The sequence below is a fragment of the Maritalea mobilis genome (assembly GCF_019800885.1).
GTDB lineage: Bacteria > Pseudomonadota > Alphaproteobacteria > Rhodobacterales > Rhodobacteraceae > Roseibacterium > Roseibacterium beibuensis.
In genome coordinates this window covers 43,269-67,192 of the sequence record NZ_JAHVKE010000006.1, presented here as the reverse complement: position 1 = coordinate 67,192, position 23,924 = coordinate 43,269, and the positions used below count along the sequence as shown (strand labels likewise).

General features: G+C 61.5%; 17 protein-coding genes and 1 pseudogene. 10 read left to right on the top strand and 8 right to left on the bottom strand.

Annotation, left to right across the window (positions count from 1 at the left end):
• Positions 1 to 73: 73 nt before the first annotated feature.
• From KUV65_RS17260 to KUV65_RS17250, 3 genes are all read left to right on the top strand, one after another.
• A complete protein-coding gene (locus KUV65_RS17260) occupies positions 74 to 1,984 on the top strand; it encodes an acyl-CoA synthetase (RefSeq protein WP_222191971.1) in 1,911 nt (636 codons plus the stop codon).
• A 48-nt stretch (positions 1,985 to 2,032) separates the two neighbouring features.
• Positions 2,033 to 3,241 carry a winged helix-turn-helix domain-containing protein gene (locus tag KUV65_RS17255; protein ID WP_222191970.1) on the top strand — a complete coding sequence of 403 codons (1,209 nt, stop codon included), beginning with the start codon at positions 2,033 to 2,035 and terminating at the stop codon, positions 3,239 to 3,241.
• Positions 3,242 to 3,410: 169 nt separating this feature from the next.
• Positions 3,411 to 4,514 carry a CapA family protein gene (locus KUV65_RS17250; protein ID WP_222191969.1) on the top strand — a complete coding sequence of 368 codons (1,104 nt, stop codon included), beginning with the start codon at positions 3,411 to 3,413 and terminating at the stop codon, positions 4,512 to 4,514.
• A gap of 1 nt (position 4,515) precedes the next feature.
• On the opposite strand, the gene KUV65_RS17245 is transcribed toward KUV65_RS17250, so the two are convergent.
• The 4 genes from KUV65_RS17245 to KUV65_RS17230 all read right to left on the bottom strand — a co-directional run bounded on the left by KUV65_RS17245 (position 4,516) and on the right by KUV65_RS17230 (position 8,770).
• Positions 4,516 to 5,523, bottom strand: coding sequence for a nuclear transport factor 2 family protein (locus KUV65_RS17245; protein ID WP_222191968.1), 1,008 nt, complete (start codon positions 5,521 to 5,523; stop codon positions 4,516 to 4,518).
• A gap of 8 nt (positions 5,524 to 5,531) precedes the next feature.
• Entirely contained in the window at positions 5,532 to 6,413 is an 882-nt protein-coding gene (locus tag KUV65_RS17240; RefSeq protein WP_222191967.1) for a carbohydrate ABC transporter permease, read from the bottom strand.
• Positions 6,414 to 6,417: 4 nt separating this feature from the next.
• A complete protein-coding gene (locus KUV65_RS17235) occupies positions 6,418 to 7,446 on the bottom strand; it encodes a carbohydrate ABC transporter permease (RefSeq protein ID WP_222191966.1) in 1,029 nt (342 codons plus the stop codon).
• Between the two features lie 85 nt (positions 7,447 to 7,531).
• A complete protein-coding gene (locus KUV65_RS17230) occupies positions 7,532 to 8,770 on the bottom strand; it encodes an ABC transporter substrate-binding protein (protein WP_222191965.1) in 1,239 nt (412 codons plus the stop codon).
• 264 nt (positions 8,771 to 9,034) lie between these two features.
• Here KUV65_RS17230 and KUV65_RS17225 point away from each other — a divergent pair, with 264 nt between their 5' ends.
• From KUV65_RS17225 to KUV65_RS17205, 5 genes are read left to right on the top strand one after another with little or no spacing between them, the layout of a single operon-like run.
• Positions 9,035 to 10,075, top strand: coding sequence for an ABC transporter ATP-binding protein (locus KUV65_RS17225; RefSeq protein WP_222192038.1), 1,041 nt, complete (start codon positions 9,035 to 9,037; stop codon positions 10,073 to 10,075).
• 4 nt (positions 10,076 to 10,079) lie between these two features.
• On the top strand, positions 10,080 to 11,129 hold the full coding sequence (locus tag KUV65_RS17220) for an ester cyclase (protein WP_261331867.1): 1,050 nt from the start codon (positions 10,080 to 10,082) through the stop codon (positions 11,127 to 11,129).
• The gene (locus KUV65_RS17215; RefSeq protein ID WP_222191964.1) at positions 11,126 to 12,145 is read left to right on the top strand and encodes a LacI family DNA-binding transcriptional regulator; all 1,020 of its coding nucleotides are present in this window, start codon (positions 11,126 to 11,128) and stop codon (positions 12,143 to 12,145) included. Before KUV65_RS17220 ends, KUV65_RS17215 begins: the two co-directional genes overlap by 4 nt.
• A complete protein-coding gene (locus tag KUV65_RS17210) occupies positions 12,142 to 13,134 on the top strand; it encodes a nuclear transport factor 2 family protein (RefSeq protein WP_222191963.1) in 993 nt (330 codons plus the stop codon). Before KUV65_RS17215 ends, KUV65_RS17210 begins: the two co-directional genes overlap by 4 nt.
• 34 nt (positions 13,135 to 13,168) lie before the next feature.
• Positions 13,169 to 14,155, top strand: coding sequence for a cupin domain-containing protein (locus tag KUV65_RS17205; protein ID WP_445159136.1), 987 nt, complete (start codon positions 13,169 to 13,171; stop codon positions 14,153 to 14,155).
• 191 nt (positions 14,156 to 14,346) lie between these two features.
• Here the strand turns inward: KUV65_RS17205 and KUV65_RS17200 are convergent.
• Together KUV65_RS17200 and KUV65_RS17195 are read right to left on the bottom strand one after the other, a co-directional pair.
• A pseudogene (locus KUV65_RS17200) lies at positions 14,347 to 14,682 on the bottom strand (transposase); the annotation flags it as partial.
• Complete coding sequence (locus tag KUV65_RS17195) at positions 14,666 to 16,132, bottom strand: mannose-1-phosphate guanylyltransferase/mannose-6-phosphate isomerase (RefSeq protein WP_261331866.1); 1,467 nt, start codon at positions 16,130 to 16,132, stop codon at positions 14,666 to 14,668. The gene KUV65_RS17195 and the pseudogene KUV65_RS17200, both read right to left, overlap by 17 nt.
• Before the next feature lie 423 nt (positions 16,133 to 16,555).
• On the opposite strand from KUV65_RS17195, the gene KUV65_RS17190 reads away from it, so the two are divergent.
• Together KUV65_RS17190 and KUV65_RS17185 are read left to right on the top strand one after the other, a co-directional pair.
• Positions 16,556 to 17,143 carry a hypothetical protein gene (locus KUV65_RS17190; RefSeq protein WP_222191962.1) on the top strand — a complete coding sequence of 196 codons (588 nt, stop codon included), beginning with the start codon at positions 16,556 to 16,558 and terminating at the stop codon, positions 17,141 to 17,143.
• Positions 17,144 to 17,203: 60 nt separating this feature from the next.
• Positions 17,204 to 18,160: a hypothetical protein gene (locus KUV65_RS17185; RefSeq protein WP_222191961.1), complete on the top strand. Its 957-nt coding sequence runs from the start codon at positions 17,204 to 17,206 to the stop codon at positions 18,158 to 18,160.
• 824 nt (positions 18,161 to 18,984) lie between these two features.
• Here KUV65_RS17185 and KUV65_RS17180 read toward each other — a convergent pair.
• Together KUV65_RS17180 and KUV65_RS17175 are read right to left on the bottom strand one after the other, a co-directional pair.
• Positions 18,985 to 19,920: a hypothetical protein gene (locus KUV65_RS17180; RefSeq protein ID WP_222191960.1), complete on the bottom strand. Its 936-nt coding sequence runs from the start codon at positions 19,918 to 19,920 to the stop codon at positions 18,985 to 18,987.
• 91 nt (positions 19,921 to 20,011) lie between these two features.
• On the bottom strand, positions 20,012 to 23,098 hold the full coding sequence (locus KUV65_RS17175; RefSeq protein WP_222191959.1) for a glycosyltransferase: 3,087 nt from the start codon (positions 23,096 to 23,098) through the stop codon (positions 20,012 to 20,014).
• Positions 23,099 to 23,924: the final 826 nt, after the last annotated feature.

The window sequence follows — 23,924 nt, the reverse complement described above, 5'->3', positions numbered from 1 at the left end:
CTCACCACATTTGATCGACGGCGCCGGTCCCGGGGAGAGAAAGCGGACCGACGAGAGGGGAGGACCGAAGACGATGGTGAGATTCGCCAACGCCCAAGATATTCGCGACATCGAGGCAGAGTTGCCCTGGCCGGGCAGTCAGCCGGCCGGGACGCTCTACGAGATGCTCAGCCGGACGAAAGACAAGCACGGACCGCTGAACGCGGTGACGTTCCAGATGTTTTCCGGGCCGAAAGACCCGGCCGAGACGCTGAGTTGGAATGAACTGCATGCCCGCGTGACGCAGGCAGCGAACCTCTTTCGGTCGCTTGGCGTCAAGGAAGGCGATACGATCGCCTACGTCCTGCCCAACAGCACCGAGACGGTCGTCACCCTGCTGGGCGGGGCGATTGCCGGGGTGGTCAACCCGATCAACCCGCTGCTCGAACCCGAGCAGATCAGCGCCATCCTGCGCGAAACCAACGCCAAGGTGGTGGTGACGCTCAAGGAGTTTCCCAAGACCGATGTGGCCCAGAAGATGGCCGAGGCGGTGCGCCACGCGCCCCATGTCCACACGGTGCTTGAGGTCGATCTGCTGCGGTACATGACGGGACTGAAGAAATTCATCATTCCCTTCATTCGCCCCAAGAACCCGGTCGGTCACCATGCCCGCGTGGTGGATTGGGACGCCGAGGTGTCGAAGCATCCGCGCGACCGCCTGACCTTCGAAGACAGCAAGGGCGACCGGATTGCGGCCTATTTCCATACCGGCGGCACCACCGGCATGCCCAAGGTCGCGCAACACAGCTATGCCGGGATGATCTACAACGGGTGGATCGGGCACACGCTGCTGTTCACCGAGGAAGACAACGTCATCTGTCCTCTGCCGCTGTTTCACGTCTTCGCGGTGCATGTCATCCTGATGGCGATGGTGGCCTCTGGCGGGCATGTCATCTTCCCCACGCCGCAAGGCTACCGCGGCGATGGTGTGTTTGACAATTTCTGGAAGCTGGTCGAGCGCTGGAAGGTGACGTTCATCATCACCGTCCCGACCGCCATCGCGGCCAAGATGCAGCGCCCGGTCAATGCGGACGTGTCCTCGGTCAAGACCGCGTTCTCGGGGTCGGCCCCGCTGCCGGTCGAGCTGTTCCACCGTTTCGAGAAGGCGACGGGCGTCACCCTGGTCGAGGGCTACGGGTTGACCGAGGCGACCTGCCTTGTGTCCTGCAACCCGGTGCATGGCGAGAAAAAGATCGGATCGGTCGGGATTCCCTTCCCGCATTGCAACGTGAAGATCCTCAAGCAAACCCCTGAAGGGGTTATCGAATGCGATATCGACGAGGTTGGCGAGATCTGCGTCGACAATCCCGGCGTTCGCGAAGGGGCGACCTATACGGAAACCGACAAGAACCGCAACCTCTACCACTACGGGAACTACCTGCGCACCGGTGATCTCGGGCGGATCGACCCGGATGGGTATCTGTGGATCACGGGGCGCGCCAAGGACCTGATCATTCGCGGCGGCCACAACATCGACCCCGCCGAGATCGAGGAAGCGTTGGCGGGGCACAAGGACGTGGCCTTTGCCGGTGCGATCGGCCAGCCGGACAGCTTCGCGGGCGAGTTGCCTTGCGTCTATGTGGAATTGATCGACGGCTCGGAAACCAGGGAAGACGAGCTCATGGAATGGTGCAGGCAGCATATCCATGAACGCGCGGCCATCCCCAAGCACCTGGAAATCCTTCCCGAGTTGCCGAAGACGGCGGTGGGCAAGATCTTCAAGCCGGATCTGCGCAAGCTGGCCATCACCCGGGTCTACGACAAGGCCTTGGCCGAGAACGGGATCGACGCCCATGTCGCGATGGTGAAAGAGGACAAGAAACTCGGCCTCGTCGCCTATCTCGAAAAGTCGGGCCAGGTCGACGAAGAAAAGCTGGGTCATGTCCTGGGCGAGTTCACCCGTCCGTGGCGCTGGAAAAGCGAATACGACCCGGATGCGGACTGACAGGGCAGGGGGTGCGCTTGGGCCTTGGCCTCGCTAGGCTCGGGCCCCATGCAGCGCCCCTTGATCCCCAACCGCACGGCCCGACACCTATTTCTTGCCCGGCACGCGCTGGGTGAGGCGCCGACCGGTCCCGCCAAGGGGCAGGCGCTTGCCGATCTGATCCACCGGCTGGGTTTCGTGCAGGTGGACAGCGTCAATACGCTGGCCCGTGCGCATGACCTGATCCTCTGGTCGCGGCGCAACGCCTATAAACCGGCGAGCCTGCGTTGGTTGAACGACCGTGCGCGGGGGACTTTCGAACACTGGACCCATGATGCCTCGGTCATCCCGGTCGAGTTCTTTCCCTATTGGCGCTTGCGGTTCCAGCGGGACCGCGCGCGACTGCATGGGCGTTGGAAGGACTGGCACGGTTCGGCCTTTCACGCCGAGCTTGATCGCGTGCTGGCGCATGTGGCGGATCACGGCCCGGTCTGTTCGGCGGATTTCTCGGGCGAACGGGCCGAGAAATCGACCGGCTGGTGGGATTGGCACCCCTCCAAGACGGCGCTCGAATTCCTCTGGCGGTCGGGCGACCTGTCGGTCACGCGCCGCGAGGGGTTTCGCAAACACTATGATCTGACCGAGCGCGTTATTCCGGCGGATGCCCGGCATGTGCGTCCGTCCGTGGAGGAAACGACGCACTGGGCCTGTGCCGCAGCCCTCGACCGCTTGGGATTTGCCACGCCGGGTGAGCTTGCGGCCTTCTGGACCTTGGTCACACCGCAGGAGGCGCGCGCATGGGCCAGCGACGGGGTGGCGCGGGGTGCCCTTGTCGAGGTCGATGTGGAAATGCGCGACGGACACACGCGTCGCTCGGTGATGACGCCATCCACGTTGGATGAGATCCACGCGCTGCCGGAACCGCCCAAACGCCTGCGGATACTCAGCCCGTTCGATCCGGCCCTGCGCGACCGGGCGCGGGCCGAACGGCTGTTCGGCTTTAGGTACCGCATCGAGATTTTCGTGCCCGCGGAGCGCCGCCAATACGGTTACTACGTCTTTCCGGTCATGGAGGGCGACAGCTTGGTCGGTCGGATCGACGTGGCGGCGGAGCAGGGGCGCGCGTGCCTCCATGTGCGGGCTTTCTGGCCTGAACAGGGGGTGAAAATGGGCAAGGCGCGGAAGCAGGCCCTAGTGGCCGAGCTGCATCGCATCGCGCGCTTCGCGGGGTGCGGGGATGTCACATTTGCAACGGATTGGCTGCGCCCGACCGCTTGACCGCGTTGACAGATCGCGTCTCGGCGAAAAGGTTATCCACAGATATACGCAGTTTGAATTATTGAAAGGCAATGGGTTGTCGGGCGCGGTTCACCTGATCCGAAAACTTATCCCCATTTGTTCGCTGACGCTCGCGGCCTGCGTGCCAAGCGGGAGCGGACCGGATGTGGTGGCGCGCAGCGGCGGGTCCTGTCCCGCCGATCTGGGCGTCTTTCGACCGGGGGCGGCGACCGTTGCGGCCACCGGTGATGTGCTTCTGCACCGCCTGATCCAGGAAGACGCCGCCGCGCGGCCAGACGGGTTTGCGCCAGCCTTTGCGCATGTCGCCCCGTATCTTTCGCGCGCCGATCTGACCGTCGTGAACCTGGAGGGACCTGCTGCCGAGGGCGTGCTGCCCGGCGGTCGCGCAGCCCCCGTGGCGCCGCGGAGCGTCTTCGACAACCGGGTCTACACGGGCTATCCGCAGTTCAATTATCACCCTTCGATTGCCGGTGTCCTCGACCGCGTCGGGGTCGACGTGGTGCAGACCGCGAACAACCACGCGCTCGATCGTGGTCCGCTCGGGGTGGACCGCACGCTTGAGGCCCTTGCGCGGGCCGGGTTGCGCAGCACGGGAACCCGCGCGCGCGGAACGGGCGGGCCGTGGCATACGACCGTTCGCCTGCCGATGTCCGGTGGCAGCGCCACTGTCGCCATCCTGGCCTGTACCTACAGCGTCAACGGGCTGCCGAACCCGAATGGCCAGGCGCTGATGTGTTACGGGTCCTCGCCTTCGGTGCCGTCCCTGATCCGGGGGCTGGCCGCCGACCCTGCCATCGACGCGGTCCTCCTCACCCCGCATTGGGGGCAGGAATACAGCGCCCGCCCGGATGGACAGCAAAGGCGCCTGGCGCGCGCCGCGATCGAGGCGGGGGCGGCGGCCGTCATCGGTGCGCATCCCCATGTGCTGCAACCCATCGAAGAGATCGTGGCCAGCGACGGGCGGCGCGGCTTCGTCGCCTATTCGCTGGGCAATTTCCTGTCGTCGCAATGGGCCTTGCCGCGAAGGACGGGGGCGATCCTTTACTTCGACCTTGCGCGGGACGGGCGGGGGCGCGTCGTGGCCCATCCGCCGCGGGCCCTCGTGACGCGCGGGGAGCGTTATGTCAGCCAGGGCGTGGTCGTCGCGCCGGCCGCGACGATCTCCACGGGCGGCGCCAGCATCGCGCATGCGCGCGCCGTTCTGGGCGAGGCGCGCGTGATCTCGCCCGAGGAGCTGGCCTGCGCCCGCTAGCTCAGGTGCCCGAGATCCTCGCCATACGGTCCAGCACATCGACGCCTTGCGTCTTCATCATGTGCAGCATGTCGATGAACACCCAGTTCTCGGCCAGCTTGTCCCCGTCGCGGCGGTAGATGTCGATCACCCGAAACTCGGCCAGCCGGTCCGTGGCTGGAAGCCCCATGAACCCGCCGGTGGGCCGCGCCGTGAAATTCGGCCAGCCGAAGAAGCCGCCGAAATGACCCTCGGCCAATCGCGCGAGGTGTTTCGTTTTGGCCCGGTCGGTGAACCCCGCGCGGAACGGGCCGGAATGCTGCTTGGCATAGCGTTCGATCGTGAAGGTCGCGCCCACGCCATGCGGTCCCCACCAGATCATGTCATCGGCCCATGTGCGTGCCAGTTCCTCTTCCAGCGGCAGGCCAAGGCCCCAGGTGCCCAGATCGCCGATCATCGCGTTGATCGCGGCCAGCGTCGCGGCCCCCTGCTCGGGCGGTTGCCCCTCGTAGAGCAGGCCGCCATGGCCCATCGGCCCCGGTTGGACGAGGTGGGCGGCGGTGGCGGGGCCGAACGGGTCTTGTACCGCTTGCGCCATCAGATGGGGGATGTCGCAGAAACAGGCGGTTTCGGCGATCTTGCCCTGTTCGATCCGGTTGAACTCGCAATAGCGCAGCATGACGATCTTGCGGGTGGGGCGGATGCCAAGCCACGGCGCATCGAAAAGGCCCATCATGTGGCCCATCGACACGACCCAGCGGCCTTGGAATCCATCCATCTCGTTCAGGCCCGCGAAGAAGATATCCTCGCGCCGTTGAATGCGGTTGATGGAGGACAAAAGCGGCCTCCAGAAGAAGCGTGCCACCGCCTCGGCACCGGTCTGGTCGTGGAACGGGTGCATGCCGCGCCAGTGCCAGTCCGGAGCGGTGCGTTCCGCCAGTACCTCTGCCACGGTGTCGGGCGTGGCTTGCGACAGCGCCGCGTAGTGGTCGCGGACCAGTTGCTTTTCGGCCTGGAGCCCGATGGTCACGTCGTCCCTCATCCCTTCACCGCCCCGGCGGTCAGGCCGCTGACGATCTGGCGCTGGAAGAACAGGATCAGCACGAACAGGGGCGCGGTGGCCGAGACCACAGCGGCGACGGCGAACATGACATTGCCCTCTTGTTGGGTGGAGCCGAGGAAGGATGCGATGCGCGGCACCATGGTCTGGTTCTCCTGGCTGAGCAGCATCGCGGTGACGGCGAAATCGTTATAGGCGAGCAGGAAGCTGAACAGGCCCGTCGTGATGACGCCGGGCCACATCACCGGCATGATGACCAGTCGGAAGGACTGGAACCGGGTGCAGCCATCGACCATCGCGCTTTCGTCCAGGTCCTTGGGGATGTTCAGGAAGAAAGAATGCAGCATCCACAGCGTGAAGGGCTGGTTGATCGCGACCAGCACGATGATCGTGGTCGGCAGGTGCCCCCAGAGGTTCCATTCGAAAAACGGCAGCAGGTAGCCCGAGACCAGCGTGATATGCGGCATGGCGCGGAAGACCAGCGCGATCATCAACAGCCAGAAGGCATAGCGGTAACCCGACCGCGCCAGCGCGTAGCCCCCGAGCGTTCCCAGTGTCAGCGAGATCACGACCGTCGCCATGACGACAATGCCGGTATTGAGCACGTTGCGCCAGAAGCCGGACTCGATCCACGCGCCCCAGTAGCCCTGCCCGGTGAAGCGCGCCCCGGTTTCCTCCAGCGTCAGGGGGCCGCGAATGGCGTTCATCCAGTCCGCGCGGGAAAAGAAGTCGCCCTGCACCTTGAACGAGCCCCAGAGCGTCCAGAGGAAGGGAAAGGCGGCCAGGATCAGCCACAGGATCACGAAACCCGTGGAGAGCACGATCAGACCCGTGGATTTGCGATGCGCGGCGGCTGCCATGGTCTCAGACCCTCTTGCGGTTGAAGTCGCGCCAGGTGCGGATCAGCACCGGCGTCAGCAGGATCGCCACGCCAAGGATCGTCAGAACCGAGGTAGCGGCGGCCGAGCCGAATTGCTGCGTGTCGCCCCGCAGGTCGGAATAGATGATGTAGCTGAGCGACGTGGCGCTGGCCTGCGCCTGGAAGCCGACGATGGGCTCGAAAACGCGGAAATTGTCCATCAGCTGGATCAGTGTGATGAAGACGACCAGCGGCATCAGGTGCGGGATGACGACGTAGCGCACACGCTCCCACCGGCTGGCGCCGTCGATCATGGCCGCTTCCAGCGTTTCCTCGGGCACGGTTTGCAGACCGGCGTAGAAGACGATGAAGGCGAAGGGGGCGGAGTGCCAGACACCGTATACGAACAGCGTCAGCCAGGTCAGGGTCGGAGAGGCCTTGAGCGACAGGTCCGGATCGTCGAAGAGCAGTTGCAGGGTCGCGCCGATGATCCCGTCGGCGTCGATCATCCAGAACAGCACCAGCGACCCGATCAAGGGCGTCACGATCATCGGCAGGAGCGAGAAGAAGATCGTCACCCCGCGCAGGCGTTGCGGCAACCCGTTGACCCCAAGCGCGATGGCCAGCCCGAGGACCAGCACCAGTGGTGTGACCAGGAAGGTGTAGGCCAGCGTGAAGGCCAGCGCCTTGTAGAAGGGCAGGTTCATCACGCGGCCACCGAACGCGCCCCACGTGTCGCTTTCGGCCCAGGCGGTGGCCAGTTCCTCGGTCGCCAGATGCGCCCGGTTGACATAGGTGCCCAGGCCATTGAACCGCCCAAGGGGTTCGGCCTCGCGCAGGGCGCGGGTAGCCTCGGTGTCGACGCGGGTTTCCTCGGTGCAGCCGAAGGGGCCGCAGGTTTCGACAACCTCCAGAACCTGCTCGTGTTCGACATGCAACGACTGGATCACGACCGACACGATGGGCAGCGCGATGAAAAGGATCATCGCGGTCAGCGACGGAAGGATGAACCAGAAGAAGGTGCGGTGGGGCATGTGCGGCCTCGCGTCGGCGCGGATGGGGACGGGGCGAGGGGGATTGCGGGGCGGCGTTCGGACCGCCCCGCCGTTTGACTTTGTGTCAGTCGAGGAAACCCTGTTCGCGCGCGGCGGCGATATAGGCGGCCTCGACATCGGCCAGCGCCTGCTCGGCGCTTTCTTCGCCTTGCAGGAATTGCGCAAGCTCGTTGCCAAGCGCGGTATGCATCAGGCCGGCATAGGGCAGCATCGGGTAGGGGGTGGCCCCGGCCTCGGCCGTGGCCGAAACGCCAGCGGCAGGTGCGCCGGGCGTGTAGCCCTCCAGCAGCCAGACCGCAGCATCGTTATTGGCTTCGACGATCTCGGGGCGCAGTCCGTTCATCAGCGCGATGAAGGTGGCCTCGGCATCTTCGTCCGAGATGTTGGCGGCAATGGTGAACCCGTCCCACCAGAGGGTCGAGGCGGGCGTGTCACCACCGCCAACGGTCGGGGCCGCAACCAGAAGCGTGTTTTCAACCACGCCCTCGGCAGCGCCCTCGTCATCGAGGATGCCACCCCCGCGCGAGCCCCACATGTAGGCGATCGCCAGCTCGCCCGACTCCCACAGGGCCTGCGTGGCGTTGCTGTCGAAGGTCAGGAAATCGGGGTTGGCATAGTCGTTCAGCGCCGCCAGCATCTCCAGCGCGGCGATGCCTTCCTCGGAATTGACCGCCGGCTCGGCGCTGCCGGGCTCGAACAGGCTGCCGCCCATGCCGATCATCATGTTCACGAATTCCTCGCCGAGGTTCCAGCCCGAAGCGGTGTTCATCGCCCAGGGGTGGTCCATGATCCCGGCCTCGCGCACAGCGGCCAGCACCTCGAGCACCTCTTCGTAGGTGGTGGGCACCTCGGCGCCGACCTGTTCGAGGATGTCGGTCCGCACGTAAAGGTGCTGGGCATTGGCCATGAAGGCGATGGCCATCACCTCGCCGTCGATGGTGATGCGGTTGAGGCCGGGCAGGTCAGGCGCGTGTTCGGCGATCAGGTCGTCGAGCGGGCGGATCAGACCGTCGTTCAGCAGCGGCACGATGGAGGAGTTTGCGACGACCGCGCTGGTGTACTGCGCCGGATCGGCGGTCAGGGCGGCAACCTGGATGTCGCGATGTTCGGTCGTCTGGTTCGCCGAGACCTCGACCGTGTCGCTGGCACATTCGGCGGCGCCGGCGGCCATGGCCTGCAAGGCGGGAAAGTCATTGGACAGGATCGCGACGCGACCGCTGTCGATGCCGCAATCGGCCAACGCGGCGCCGCCGCCGATCGCGGTCGCGGCGAGGGTGATGGCCGTCAGTCTGGTGAAGATCATGGCACAAGGCTCCCTGGAATGGTCGGCGCGGTTTGCGGGGCGCAACCGGCCTTGTCGTGTTTAAAGTGTCACGAGCCGCAATCGCGAATCGAGTTGTGACTTGCATACGTGTGCAACATTGGGGCATGGTTCACGGGTCGGGCAAGCTTTTTTCTCGGAAGCGCTCTTTCGTAAACGTCTTTCAAATATGGCTTGCGTGCTTTCCAGAATCGGCGATAGCGTGAGTGCATTCGTATGCACTACGCCTTGGGCGAGGGGGCTGCCATGGCCGAGATCGAGTTGCGCAATCTGTCCAAGCGGTGGGGCAATTTCGTTGGCGTCGACCGCTTCGATCTCACCATCCCCGATCGGGAATTCCTTGTGCTGCTGGGCCCGTCGGGATGCGGCAAGACGACAACGATGCGGATGATCGCCGGACTTGAAGAGATCACCGAGGGTGACATCCTGATCGACGGGCGGCGCGTCAACGACCTCGACCCCAAGGATCGCGACGTGGCGATGGTGTTCCAGAGCTACGCGCTCTACCCCAATCTCGACGTTTACGAGAACATCCGCTTCCCCCTGAAGGTGCGCAAGATTGACCCTGCGACGCACAAGGATCGCGTGATGCGCGCGGCCGAGATGGTGGAACTGACCGATTTCCTGCATCGCCGCCCGGCGGAACTGTCCGGCGGTCAGCGGCAGCGGGTTGCCTTGGCCCGTGCCATCGTGCGCCAGCCCAACGTGTTCCTGATGGACGAACCTCTGTCGAACCTCGACGCGAAACTGCGCGTCTCGACCCGGGCGCAGATCAAGAACCTCAGCCACGAGTTGCAGGTCACGACGATTTACGTGACCCATGACCAGATCGAGGCGATGACGCTGGCCGACCGCGTGGTGGTGATGAACAAGGGCGTGGTTCAGCAGGTGGGCAGCCCGACCGAGATTTACGACCGGCCTGCGAACACCTTCGTCGCAGGCTTCATCGGCAACCCGGCCATGAACCTGGTCGAGGGGCAGATGCGGGGCGGTGTGTTCACCGGCGCGGGGCTGGACATCCCCGGCTTTTCGCTGCCGGATGGCAAGGTGACGCTGGGGTTCCGCGCCGAGGATGCGACGCTCGAAGGGGGCGAGGAACTCCACGCGCCGATCTACACGCTCGAACTGCTGGGCGACAGCACCATGGTCACCGTGCGCATCGGCGGCGCGCTGGTCTCGGTCAAGGCCCCCAAGGATTTCCGGGCCGAGATCGGGGACATGTTCCGCGCGCATATCCCGGCCTCGATCTGCCATGTCTTCGATGGCGACACGGGCGAAAGGGTCTGATCCGATGGAGGCGCATCGCCTGAAAGACACGCTCGCGCCGTTTCGCAAGGCGGCTGAAACCGCGACACCCGACGGGATGCGTGCGGCCCTTGGTGAAGTGGTTGCGCCCGATGCCACGTTGCATCTGTGTCATCCGTTCGGCGACCTTATCGGGCCAGAGGCTCTTTTCGACACGGCCTATGCGCCCTTGTTGCAGGCCATGCCCGACCTCGAACGGCGCGACATGATCGTTGTCGCGGGCACGACGCCAGAGGGGCAAGGCTGGGTCGGGTGCATGGGCACCTACATGGGCACGTTCCTTGCCCCGTTCCTTGACATTCCGCCGACCGGGCACCTTGCTCACATGCGCTATCACGAGTTCTTCCGGATCGAGGATGGCCGGGTCACCGAGATGCAGGCGATCTGGGATATTCCCGAACTGATGATGCAGGCGCGCGCCTGGCCGATGGCGCCGCAACTGGGGGCGTTCCTGTGTACCCCCGCCCCGATGAGCGGGGACGGCCTGCACCTGTCGGGCGAAGGGCAGGCGGCCTTGGACCATGTCATCGCCATGCTGACCGATTTGTGTCGCTACCCCTCGGAAGGCAGCCCCGAGGTTATGAACCTCGATCGCTACTGGCACCCTCGGTTCAACTGGTACGGCCCCGCCGGGATCGGCACCGGGCGCGGGATTGCCGGGTTCCGGCATTGGCACCAGATCCCGTTCCTGCGCGCCATGCCCGACCGCAAGCTCGACGCGATGGGGGATCTGATGTCGCACTGGATCGCCGAGGGCGATGTGGTGGCCGAAACCGGGTGGCCCAACATGCGCCTCACCCTGACCGGCGGCGGCTGGATGGGATTGCCTCCCAGCCACGGGGAGGTTTTGCTGCGCAGCCTCGATTTCTGGCGGCTGGAGGGGGGGCTGATCCGCGAGAACTGGGTGCTCGTCGATCTGCTCGATCTTTATCGGCAGGTCGGGGTCGACGTTCTGGGGCGGCTGGCCGAATTCAACAAGGCCCGCAATATCGGCCCCGTCACCATACCCGACCCAATGGCCGAGGGGGCCGGATGACCGACGCGAAGGTGACATCAATCGACGTGGCGCGGCTGGCTGGCGTCAGCCAGTCGGCGGTCAGCCGGGTTTTTTCGGGCGCGTCGGCGTCGAAGTCGACGATTGCCAAGGTGCGCGCGGCGGCGGCGCAGCTTGGCTACCGTCCCAATTCGCTGGCCCGCGCCATGATCACCGGCAAAAGCCGGATCATCGGCCTGGTCGTGGCCTATCTCGACAACCAGTTCTACCCGGCTGCGATCGAGCGATTGGGGGCGGCGCTGCAAGAGCGGGGCTACCACATCCTGCTGATGATGGCCGAGAATTCGGCCGAGGGTGTCGAACAGGTGATCCAGGACCTGATGGCCTACCAGGTCGACGGGATCATCACGGCCTCGGTCGCGATGACCTCCGACCTGACCGAACGCTGTGCGGCGCTCGGTATTCCGGTCGTGATGTTCAACCGGGGGCAGGATGGTTCGGGCTTCAGCGCGATCACCTCGGCCAATCGCGAGGGCGGGGCCAAGGTGGCGGAGTTCCTGCTTGCCGGTGCGCACCAGAGGATCGCCCATATCGCGGGTTGGCAAGGCTCGTCGACCGGGCGCGACCGGACCGAGGGGTTCGTCGCGCGCCTGGCCGAGGCGGGTGTGACGCCGGTGGCCACCATCGACGGGATGTATGCGCGAGACGCCGCCGCCGAGGCCGCGCGCACGATCATGGCGCAAGACGCGCGGCCCGATGCCATTTTCGTCGGCAACGACCACATGGCTTTCGCGGTGATGGACGTGCTGCGCGGCGAACTGGGCCTGTCGGTGCCGGGTGATGTTTCGGTCGTGGGTTACGATGACGTGCCGATGGCCGCTTGGCCGGCCTATGATCTGACGACCTTGCGCCAGCCGATCAACCGCATGGTCGAGGCGACGGTGGACACGGTTCTGGGACAGATCGAGGACCCCGACCGGCTGCCCGAGAAAATCGAGATCGCGGGGCCGCTGATCGTGCGCGGCTCGGCGCGCATACCGGAAGGATGGACAAGATGAAGGGCTTTGACCCCAAGTTCCGCGACTTTCCCCATTACATCATCGGGATCACCAAGGAGATCTGGGAGGATCGCGGGATCTCGACCCTGCATGACTACTATGCGCCGGATATCGTGGTCCGGTCCCCGTCCTCGGTCGTCACCGGCAACCAGGGCGTGATTGCCGCCACGATGGCGACCTTGGCCGAGTTTCCGGACCGCACCCTTCTGGGCGAGGACGTGATCTGGTCCGGCGACCCTGAGGACGGGATGCTGTCCTCGCACCGGATCTTCAGCCAGGCGACCCATTCGGGGGATGGTGTCTACGGCACGGCGACGGGCGCGCAGCTGGGCTATCGCATCCTCGCGGACTGTCATGCGCGCGACAACATGATCGACGACGAATGGCTGATCCGCGACCAGGGCGCCATCGTCCGCCAACTGGGGTGGGAGCCGCGGGACTATGCCCGTGACCTGATCGCGAAGGAAGGCGGGCCGCTGAGTTGCACGAAGCCGCTGACGCCGGAAACGGACCGGCCCGGGCCGTATGTCGGCAAGGGCAACGACAACGAGTGGGGCCAGCGCCTGTCGGATCTGCTGACCCGTATCATGTCCGCCGATCTGCGCGCGATCCCGCAGGTCTATGACCGCGCCTGCCATCTCGAATACCCCGGCGGCCTGACCGCGCATGGCATCGAGGCGGCCGACTGGTTCTGGATGGGCCTGCGCGCGGCCTTTCCCAACGCGGCGTTCACGATCGAGCACCAGATCGGCCGCGAAGACCCGACCATGCCCCCCCGCGCCGCCGTCCGCTGGAGCCTCTGGGGCAAACACGAAGGCTGGGGCGCGTTCGGCGCCCCGACCGGCGCGCCCGTCTACGTGCTGGGCATCACCCATGCGGAATTCGGCACGCTTGGCACCACCGAGCCGACGCTGCGCCGCGACTACACGCTTTACGATGAAACCGCGATCTGGAAGCAGATCCTCCTTTACGCTGGCGCCGACGAGTGACGAGCGCGCCCCATCGCCCAATCAGGAAGACCCGATGATGACCCCGCCCGAAATGGAAGCCCGCATCGTCCGTTACGGCGATCTGCGGCCGTGCCGCACCGCCTTCATCGATGCGCATACGCCCGGCAGCGACCAGAAGGAGAACTTCACCATCATCGGCGGAGGCGTCTCCGAGGCGGCGGACCAGCATGTTCACATCACCATCCCGCATGGCTTCAACATCGGGGCGGCGGGCCAGCCCCCAAAATGCCGCAACAGCCTGCATTCGCATCGCACGGCCGAGGTGTTCTTCGTCCTGTCGGGCCGTTGGCGGTTCTTCTGGGGGCGTTGGGGCGACGCGGGCGAGGTCGTGCTGGAACCGGGCGACATCTTCAACATTCCAACCGGTATTTTCCGCGGCTTCGAGAATATCGGTGAAGACTACGGGATGATCATGGCGATCCTTGGCGGCGACGATGCCGGGGGTGGCGTGATCTGGGCCCCGCAGGTGATCGAGGACGCGCGCGATCATGGCCTCGTCCTGTCGGAGGAGGGCAAGCTCTACGATACGAAGAAGGGACAGAGCCTGCCTGATGGAGTCGGACTGATGCCGGTCCTCTCGGACGAAGACCTCAAGGCCTTCCCCGAGCCGACGACGCGGGAGGTCATCCCCGGCTACGTGGCACGCTACCTTGATCTGGTGGCAATGGCCGACCGCAAGCCGGTTCTGGTCATCGGCGAAAACGGCATCCTTCGGGACAAGCCCGGCTTTGAGGTCGGCCTGCTGACACGGGCGTCCTCGACCAAAACCATGCATCGCCATGACCGCCCCTCGGTCCTGATGCCGGTCAAGGGCCATTGGCGCGTGGTTTGGGACGGGACCGATCTCTATCCGGCTGGCGAGGCCACATTGGCCCCCGGAGACACGATGAGTGTGCCCGAAGACCTCGATCACACCGCCTATCCAGCCATGACCGGTGAGGCCGCGCTCTACCATATCGTCGCAACGGGGGATCCGGCAGGATTGACATGGCAGTACTGAGCAGGCTGGCAGAGGCGCATATGACGCGAGGCGCATTGGGAACTGCGCGGGCAAGAACCCAGTCTGCGCGCCCGGCGCTGGTCCAACTCAACGACCAAAACAGAATCTGATGACATGACATTTCGTTGCGATGCTCGGCTGTCTCATCTCCTGGAATGGCGCGGCGTTATAGGGTCTGGACCCGTTGAGCTTCAAGCCCAGTAGATGACCAGGGCAGCAAGTGCGATTGCTGACAGGAAGACCTTGGGGCAACGATCGTACCGGGTTGCCACACTGCGCCAGTCCTTGAGCCTGCCGAACATGATCTTGATGCGACTGCGCCGTTTGTATCGACGCTTATCGTATCTCACAGTCGTCTTGCGTTGCTTACCGCCTGGGATGCAGGGACGTATCCCTTTGTCCTGCAACGCTTCTCTGAACCAGGCGGCGTCATATCCAAGAACCCCGAGCAGCCAGTCGACCTCTGGCAAGCTGCTCAGCAGCGCTCGCGCGCCGATGTGATCGCTGACCCTAACAGCGGGCGTAAAAATCCTCGTACCGGATGATGTCATCCTCGCCGAGGTAACTGCCCGTTTGTACTTCGATCAGGACGAGATCGAGTTTGCCGGGGTTCTCCAGCCGGTGGACCGCCCCAAGTGGGACATAGACAGACTGGTTCTCGCTGACCATCGTGATGTTGTCGTCTACCGTCACGCGTGCGGTTCCCTCCACGATAATCCAATGCTCGGCACGATGGTGGTGTGATTGCAGCGACAGGGCGGCGCCGGGTTTCACAACGATCCTTTTCACTTGGAATCGAGCACCCTGGACGAGACTTTCGAAGCTTCCCCAAGGCCGATGATCAACCGGAAAGCTGTCGGCCTGATGTACCTTTGCCTCGCGCAAGGCGGCAACGGCATCCTTAGTGCGCTGCGCTTCCGACTTGCGAGTGATCAGCACGGCGTCAGGCATGGCGATGGCGACGATGTCATCAAGGCCAACGCCGATAATGCACTGGCCGTCCGCTTCGGCCCGCAGAAGAGTGTCTTTGCAGTCGATGGCGATCGACCCTTCGCTGACGGCCGTTCCGCTCGTGTCCCTGGCGCTTTCCTGCCAAACGGCATCCCAACTGCCGAGGTCGGACCATTTCCCGGTATAGGGCATGACAGCGAGGTTCGCGGCCTTCTCCATTATGGCGTAGTCGATGGACACGTCGTCCAGTGCATCCCATGCGGCCGGGTCGAGGCGGGTGAACCCCAGGTCGGTCGTGGCCGCGTCCAGCGCCGCTTTGGTGTCTGACAGGACCTTGGGGGCGTGTGCGTCGTAAGCGTCCCGCAACGTAGCGGCAGAAGCCAGGAAGATTCCAGCGTTCCAGAGAAAACCACCATCGGCCAGCATCGAGGCGGCTTGTTCGACGTTCGGTTTCTCGACGAAGCGCGCAAGACGTTGTGGAGTTGCTGCCGAGGCTTTCGCGCTCTCCGCCAGTTCCAGGTAGCCGTAGCCCGTTTCGGCGCGGGTCGGAGCGATGCCAAATGTGACGATGTTCCCCTCAGCCGCGGCAGGAAGTGCGGCCTCGACGGCTGCGCGGAACGACTCGGTGTCGGGGATCACGTGATCTGACGGTGCGATCAGCATCACGGCATCCGGGTCCTGGGCCTCAAGCAGCAGTGCCGCCGCGGCGATCGCGGGTGCGGTATTGCGTGCCGATGGTTCGATCAACACGGCTTGCGGCGCTTGCCGGATCGCCGCCAACTGTTCGGTTACAATGAAGCGGAACGGATCACCAGTCACCACGACCGGTGCCGTGAAAAGATCCCCCGACAGCCGTTGTGCCGAGCTCTGGAACAGGCTGTACTCGCCCATGAACTTCGAGAACTGCTTCGGATAAGACTTTCGCGACAGGGGCCAAAGCCGGGTGCCGGATCCACCGGCGAGAAGAACGGGATAAATCGGCATCGGAGAGGTCGATCCTTCACTGGTCAATTTGCGCGCGGTCAACAGCCGCCATCAGTTATGCTGCGATGATTGCAGTGCAAGGTTCGGCAAGCAATGCGGCCTTCCAAATAGGCGGTCGCGCAACACCTGTGTACAGGTTTTTGCATCGCTTTTCAGAGTTTTGACATCCTGCGCGGATGGTCGCCTCTTCGATTCAAGGAAAGTGTGAAAAGTCTCTAGGAATTTGGCTTTGGGGCTAATGGCCAATGGATGACAGTTACCACGAAGTCGATGTCCCAGAGGAGGGCCTTGGGGTAGCGGTCATCTATTTGGCTATTGATCCCGAAGCCAAGGGCCAACGGAACGTTGCCAATGAGTTGTACATGAAAACCGTTATAGGTAGCCTATACACCTTCAGTTAAAGAGGACATCAGTATGGTACCTGCTAATGGGCAGCATCCGAGGCATGAGCAGAAGAAACCAATCATGGCCCGCCCTGTGCTCACGCTCCCTCCGGAAGAGGCCACTGCCTTGCGGGCTGCATACGAGAGTGCGCAAACAATATTGGAATACGGATCCGGCGGATCGACCGTCATGGCGTCAGAGATGCAAGGGAAAAAGGTCTGGTCAGTTGAATCCGACCGCAGCTGGGCCGATAATCTCCGCGCCTACCTTCGGACAAACCCGCCTGCGACGGGGACCGATATAGTGGTGCACCATGCCGATATCGGCCCCACGAAGCAATGGGGGCACCCGGTTGACGACACGCACTGGCAGAAGTTTGCAGAATACCCCTTGGGCGTCTGGACGCTGCCGGATTTTGAGTCACCTTGTGTTGTTCTGGTGGATGGGCGTTTTCGCGTCGGTTGCGCCTTGGCCACGGCCTTTCATACCAATACTCCGGTCGATCTCTACTTTGACGATTATTTCGACCGTCCGCAATATCGCATCGTCGAGGAGTTCCTTGGGGAGCCTGAGAAAATTGGAAGGATGGCCAGATTCTGGGTCGAATCGATGCCGTTTCCATCAACTCGCCTACTTGACGTCATGAGATTGCTAACCAATCAAAATTAGTCACGGAACTCATCGTTAGCAGGCGCAAATATGAAGCAAATAACCTTTACCGCGATCACAATGATCCGGGGTGAGGAAGATATCGCTTTCTCGTCGTTGAAATATCATGCACGGCTCGGATTTGACAGGATTATTGTTCTGAGTCACGTGGAGTTCAGCTTTCTTCGCCAATGCGTTGATGTCCTGCGCGCCCAGTTCCGAGATACTGAGTTCTTTCTTGTTGAAATTCCGGCGTTAGAGTTCTCTGCAAGGAAGGGAAATTTTATTAATCATACGCTTTCAGCTTTTTTGAGGGGGGGAGAGGAGAACGTTATATACTGTTTTGACGCAGACGAGTTTCTTGCGACAGGAGTGTTTCATAGCATCACAGATCTTGTTGAAGCATATCAAGAGTTCATCGGTCTATCTGTTACCGATCCTGCCTGCCCACCAAGTCTCGCGACCCTCCCATGGAAGCACCTGATCTGCAATTGTGTCGACAATAATTTCGGCGCGAGCCACAAGGTATCGTCAGATGCTCTTTCCCGGGAGTTCTATGAAATCGAGGAGGATCGCGGGAAAGGAGATAAAGTCATCTTTCTTAAGCGCCACAATGTTTGGGTGCATATGGGATTCCATTGGGTGTTGGACGATGTAAGCCGCGAGATATATGAATCCATTGAAAAAGCAGAACTTTTCGTTCGGCAGTATAATCTAGGCGTCTATCATTTCCCGCTGCGGACGGAAGCTCAACTGAAGTTGCGCATCAAGACGTATCAGCAGTCGGCCGTAAGCTCCGAAAAATATAACGCTATTGGTGAGTATTTGAGTGCCAGCGATGGCGAGCGAGCGTTGCAGCAGTTTTTTGAATATGCAACGGCGTCAATGCCATATTTCTCATCCTGGACGGCTGCCGAGGAATACTTTGACGGTCGGCTTCCTCTTCATCGTTTAGCGCAGTTCGAGCCGTTTCTAGTGTCACCTAGGAAGTTTGTTGGTGCCGTATTATCGAATCCCATGAACGCAGGGCAAACATGAATGGTTATTTCGTACAGACCTGCCGTTCTGGCTTCTTTTGTCCATGAAATTGCCGCTCGAAGCGTCCGATTTGTCATGGCCGCAGCAGAATTCCATCTCGATGTGCACAAGATGGCACATAGCCAAGACATGGAAACGATATCGCCACTCTACCTATAATTCGGGAAGATTGAACTGTGATATTCTCCAGAGTTCCGACACTGACGCAGACAACGATGTATTATCTGCTGATCTTCAACCCCAGCAGATCGTAGATGTTGAAACGCAAGCATAAGGCGATGGGGTTCTAGGCAGATGTCGTGCTGGAGGTGAGCAGGGTAAGAAAACCTCAGCCGAGGCGGTGGGCTAGTCGGGATGAATCTTTCACCGTCAGGTTATTGCTCCAGGTAATGTTTCGAATGGCGACGACGATGCGTCAATGGGAGCGCGCTTTGTGAGAAGGTCCGACTGGCGTGCTCGAGCGCGGGAACCGCAAAAGACCCGAGATTTACGAGGAGCGAAGGCCACCGAACTCATGAGCGAGGCCGGTGCATGGCTGCGGGCGCAAAGGCGGAATGGATCGTTAGCCGACGCTCTAGTCAGGGCAAAGCGGTTGACGGAGCCGCAGGAGGGTGTGAAAGCCCTTGTGGCCCGGTATCCGGACTTCGCGGATACGTTTCACCTGAGATCGCGGATTTGTGTCGCTCTCTTAGCTAAGGAAGACGCCCGCGATACGGCAACGCAATCTTACCGCGCGTCAGGGGTTCTGAAAAAAATCGATAAACTGGAAAGCTCGCATTAGACGGCGCCCACAGTATCAGGCGGTAAAATGGAGCGGGCGCGGTTCAGTCAAGATGATTGATCACACGGCTGTCTTTCGTGGTGGGGTCTTGCAAGACCGCTTGTCGGAACCGGGAGATCAGCGCCGGGCTCGCTGTGCGGAAATACGGCCCTTTGTTACCGGCCTTGTCCAAGCCGTCTATTTGCCACCTCGATTGAAAGGATTCATTCTCGGCTTGGTAATGTGCCTGAAATGCGTTCAGTGCGATCTCATCTTCGAAAAGGGTCGTCTTCGGCTTGCTCGAGAAGTTCTGCAACAGCCAGCGGTTCACGGGGAAGTCGATCGCCTCGATCGGCACATTGGCATTCAACCAGTGCTTTATTTTCAAACATTCGCCGTCGAGGCTGGGATTGTAGAGACGTGAGTTGCCGCACCCGTCGAGGACGACCCCCGAAAAGTTACGGAATTGGTCCCACAGGGTATCCCAATTGCCGTCGTAAAGACCGACCTTGAGCGCAATCCTGTCGTCGAACGCGTCCCACCAGTCCGCGTATTTCGAATAGAACAGCTGGCCGCCATGCTGCTGGAGGAACTCGTTCGGCCCCGCCGACAGGCGCACGGCGTCATCCTTGACCCATTGCTTGTAGATCGACTGGATGACCTTCGCCTGATTGCGCACGAAATAAAGCACGTCGATGCGTCCGAACAGCTCAAGAAAGGTGGCCAAGTTCGCCGCACGGCGCGGATCCTGTGCCAGTTTTTCCAGAAGCTCCGAGGACAGGAGGATCGATGTCACGCTATCCCCTTGGGCCGAGATTTCCTCCTCCAGCGCCGCGATGAATTGCGCGGTCTCGTCATGATCGTGCAGGGCCTGCCACAAGCCGTGATGGGCGCCATCATGAGCCTGGCCCGTGGTTGGGTAGAGGACTCCCTGCCGCAACAACTCGGGGGCGTTCGCACGCAGATGGGCCTGTATGGCCGACGTACCCGTCTTGTGCATTCCGATGTGCAGAAAGAGGTGTAGATCGGTCCTGTGCATTCCTGTCCGTTTAAGTTCGCGCTAGGTCGTTGATTGAGACACCTACGCGCAGTTACCGATAAAGTATACGGGAGCGCCAGAACCCTTGGGTCGTAAACTCTGTGCTGCCTCGGTGGCGTTTCAGCTCCGCGTCGGCTTTTGCCACCTCGGAGAAGATCACTCCCATACGGTGTTCGGTGCTTTCTGCTTGGTAACGTTCCGCCGCCTTCGACGCGAAGTTCATGGCCATCGCGAACTGTTCGGGATCGCGTTCGAACAGGTTCATCCAGCGCATCGACTCGTCGATCCATTCCGTACGATTCCGGAACCGGGACCCAAAGCGTTGGTCGTGCACGATCTCGGTTTGCCCCGCAGCATCCAGAACCACCGGGATGCAGCCGGCAGACATGGCTTCCACCGTCGAAATGCCGAAATGCTCGAGTTCGTCTGGGTTTCTGGTAGCGTCCTTGCCGAACCCCGTGGCGTGCCAATAAAGGGCCGCGTCGCGATAGGCGTCTGTCAGGTCGTCGAAACTTGCATTCGGCCACAATTCCACATTTGCGCCTTCGGCGAGTTCCGCGACCAAGTCGAAGTATTCAAGGCAATCTTTGCGAGATCGATCCACGCCACCCACACAGATCAGCTTCCAATCGGCGAGATCCGGTTGCCGCGACGTCAGTTCCCTGAATGTCGCAACGATCTCGTGCTGCATCTTGCTGTGGCCGTCGGGGAAGAATCTGCCCACGTTAAGCACGACCTTCTTCTTGTCGGCCAGGGTTGGTTCATCGATGACCCGCCGCACCATCGGGTAGAGCAACTTCGATTCACGCGATCCCCACATCTCAATACACCAGTGGTGCGTAAATTGGGAGTTCGGCAAGAATGTGTAGCTGTCCAACATCGCTTCGGGAGCGCCCTGGTGCGGAAAGCTCACGATGAAAAACGAGTGTTTGGCTTTGGATGCCAAGTTCGACGCGTAGGTGGAGTTCACGAACACATCGTAGGCTGCCGTATCCTCTGGAGAGAGCGGGTAGAGTAGGATCTTTCGGAACCGTTCCCTGGGCAGCCGGAACCGGGCGACCAATTGATCGAGGTCGAAATCTGCGTCCGAGATGAGGTCAACCACACCGAAGCGGGACAAGTAGAACGCAACGTTGAGCGCGTGAAGTTCGCCGCCGCCCGCAGTCGCCCAGTAGGAATTGTAAATGCCCATGCGGAGCGTTCGGTGGCTGCCGTGGAACTCGCGCCCGGAGGTGAAGGCTTCCATCATGTCGTCGAGTTGGGCCATCACCTCCGGGTAAGCCTCTGACAGTGCGCGCTCTCGGTCCGTGCTATCCGGCGAACTGGCGAAGTAATTGGCCAGATGATTCAATTGCGACTTCTTTCGCGCGATCTGCTTGCTCGTAGTGGCGAGGCCGCGCCTGCGAGCGAAGTAGGCCGAATAATTCCGTTCGACCCGGCGCTGGAAGAACACCGATTTCTCTTCGCTGGTCGATGCGTGCTTGTGGTACACTACGCTCTTGGGGGCATAGCCGATGTTGTATCCGTCGCGACGCAGCCTAACCGATAGCTCGGTATCCTCATAATACGCAAAAAGATCCCCTATGAAGAGCGGCAGCCCCTTCAATGCCGTGCGATTGATCAAGAAGCTGCCTCCGCAGAGGTAACGCACGTCTTCATCCGTATCGTACTGCCCGACATCGTATTCGCCGAAACCGCGGTCCGCTATCACATCTTCGGATTTTTCATGAGACCCGGCATTATTGACGACCCATCGCCCGGCGTGTTCGAACATCGCGGGATCCAACAGGATGGAGGTTGCGCCCTCCGCGGTATGCATAGCGACCCCGTTGGCGCGGATCAAAAGTCTCGGCTTGTCCGGCCCGTCGATCTCCGGCGCGATTTCGATGGTCTTGCCCAGTTCGCAGGGAATTTTAATGGTGATGGTATGATCTTCCGCGCTCGTGATGCGGTCGCCCATAACCCGGCCATGATCGACGAAGAACTTCTTGTAATCGTGGTTCTTCAACACATGCGGCACGCTCAACCCAAAGGGACGGTCCCCCTGCACCGACAGCGTCAGGAATGGCTTGAAGAACAGAATTTTCGATGTCACGGCTGCCCGCTCGGGTGAGGATTTCATCGCGTCGACCAGTTCCCGAAGCCAGGCTTTGTCCACCGACATGTCGTTGTTTAGAACTGCGACTAGTTGCGTTGGTGCAAGGTCCAGCGCGAGGTTGGCGGCATCCGCAAAGCCGATATTCTCGTCTAGTTCGACAATTTCGGCGAACGGGGCGTTCTCGTGCATCCACTTGACTGACCCATCTGTCGACCCGTTGTCGATCACCATGACACGGTAGGACGGATAGTCGAGCTCGGCCAATGATGCCATCAGGTCCTGAAGATGAAATTCTCCGTTCAGGTTGATGACCGCGATGGTTACTTCTGGGCTGTCGGGGTAGACGAAACGCGCTGTCTGCGCCAACTTGCGCAGACAACGGATATCGGACGGGTTGCGTGCCCCGTGCATCGGGGCATACCCCGAGTAAATGCCTTGGGTGTAATAGTGCCAGAGTGGATTCACCCCTCTGTCGCCGCCAAGATGGGCATTGCGATACCATTCGAGTGAGAAGATACGCGACGGGTCCCGTCCTTCTTTCCAGCCGTATTCCATGAAGTGTTGCAACGGGTCCGTGGTGCAGCATGCCAGATCGCGATTTTCCGAAAGGTAGAAATCGCCATCGAAAACGCCGGTTGCCTTACAAAATGCGGCAAAGTCATCGGCACTTTCCGCCTCTTGGCCAATCGAGAAGGGGATCGCCGTGCCGTCCTGCACTTGGGAAATAGGCGTCGTCGTGGGAAGGCCGGCGTCCTTTCCCTCGAGAAGGTAGTGCACGACGGGGTTGATCCGCAAATCTCCCCCGAGATGCTCGGCGCGGTAGAAATTCGGGTCGAAGTCCGCTGTCGGCCATCTGCCCTCGGCATGTCCGTAACGAAAGAAGTGTTCAAGCAGATCTATCCCCGCGTTCACGACGTCAGGGCTGTGGCTGGCGTAGAAGGCGGGGTCGAATAGTCGTTCTTTTTCTATGTCTTGACGGTAGGCCTCGAGCGGGTCCGAGGCCAACCTTTCTTCGTCCGACCCTTTAGACCGGCGTTGCATCAGTAGTTTTGGTATGCGGACCATTGCAGAACTGTGAAAGCAGAAACAGGCGACGCATCTTATGCGCCGAGAACAAGCAGAGAAGGAGAGTGCGTTTCATTTGGTCAAAAGATCATCAAGCGCAAGTTGGACCATATTTCGACCGCTTGTCGACTGTGGCCGCAATGCAATACCTAAATTGATGTCGTGCGATTCCACTTTCAGCTAAATGCCTTTTTTACTTTAGGTAATGCTGGCATTGCACGCGGGCGAAGCGCCGATGCTGTTTGCCTGTCGATAATTTTCTTTAATTTTATTTGAGATATCGGGCAGCAGCGATGGCACGATCCACACGGCTCCCAAATCCATTGCAACCGGCCATGAATGAGGCTGCATCGCGACATCCTGTCCAGTTTTTTCGCGTAAACGGTGAAACGCGCAGCAGGAAAACAAGCGATCGCCGACCGAAGCGGACTAGTGAAGAACCCTCCTGCGGTGGAGGAGCCGCGAGAAAACAAGTCGGGGTCGCCACCAGACGGCAGGTGCGAGAGTTGCGTGAGGGGCAACGCATGACCCGGCTGATCTCACTGCGCATGCGGGGTTGTAAGCCGCTATGATGTCCAAGCTCGAAAACGGTGTGATCTCGGCCTCAATCAGAACGATTCCGGCGTGGGTGCATAGACCGCGCGTCCCCCTGAGCCAACTTTTCGCGGCCTCCGTGCGCCCACATGTGGCAGCATGGAAGGGCGGCGAGGGGATCGCCCCCGGGTCTGGCGGCGGTGCTTGCCGGGTCCGACATCTTGGGCAGGCCGATGGCGCAGCTTTTTCTCTGGGGAAGCCGTACGGT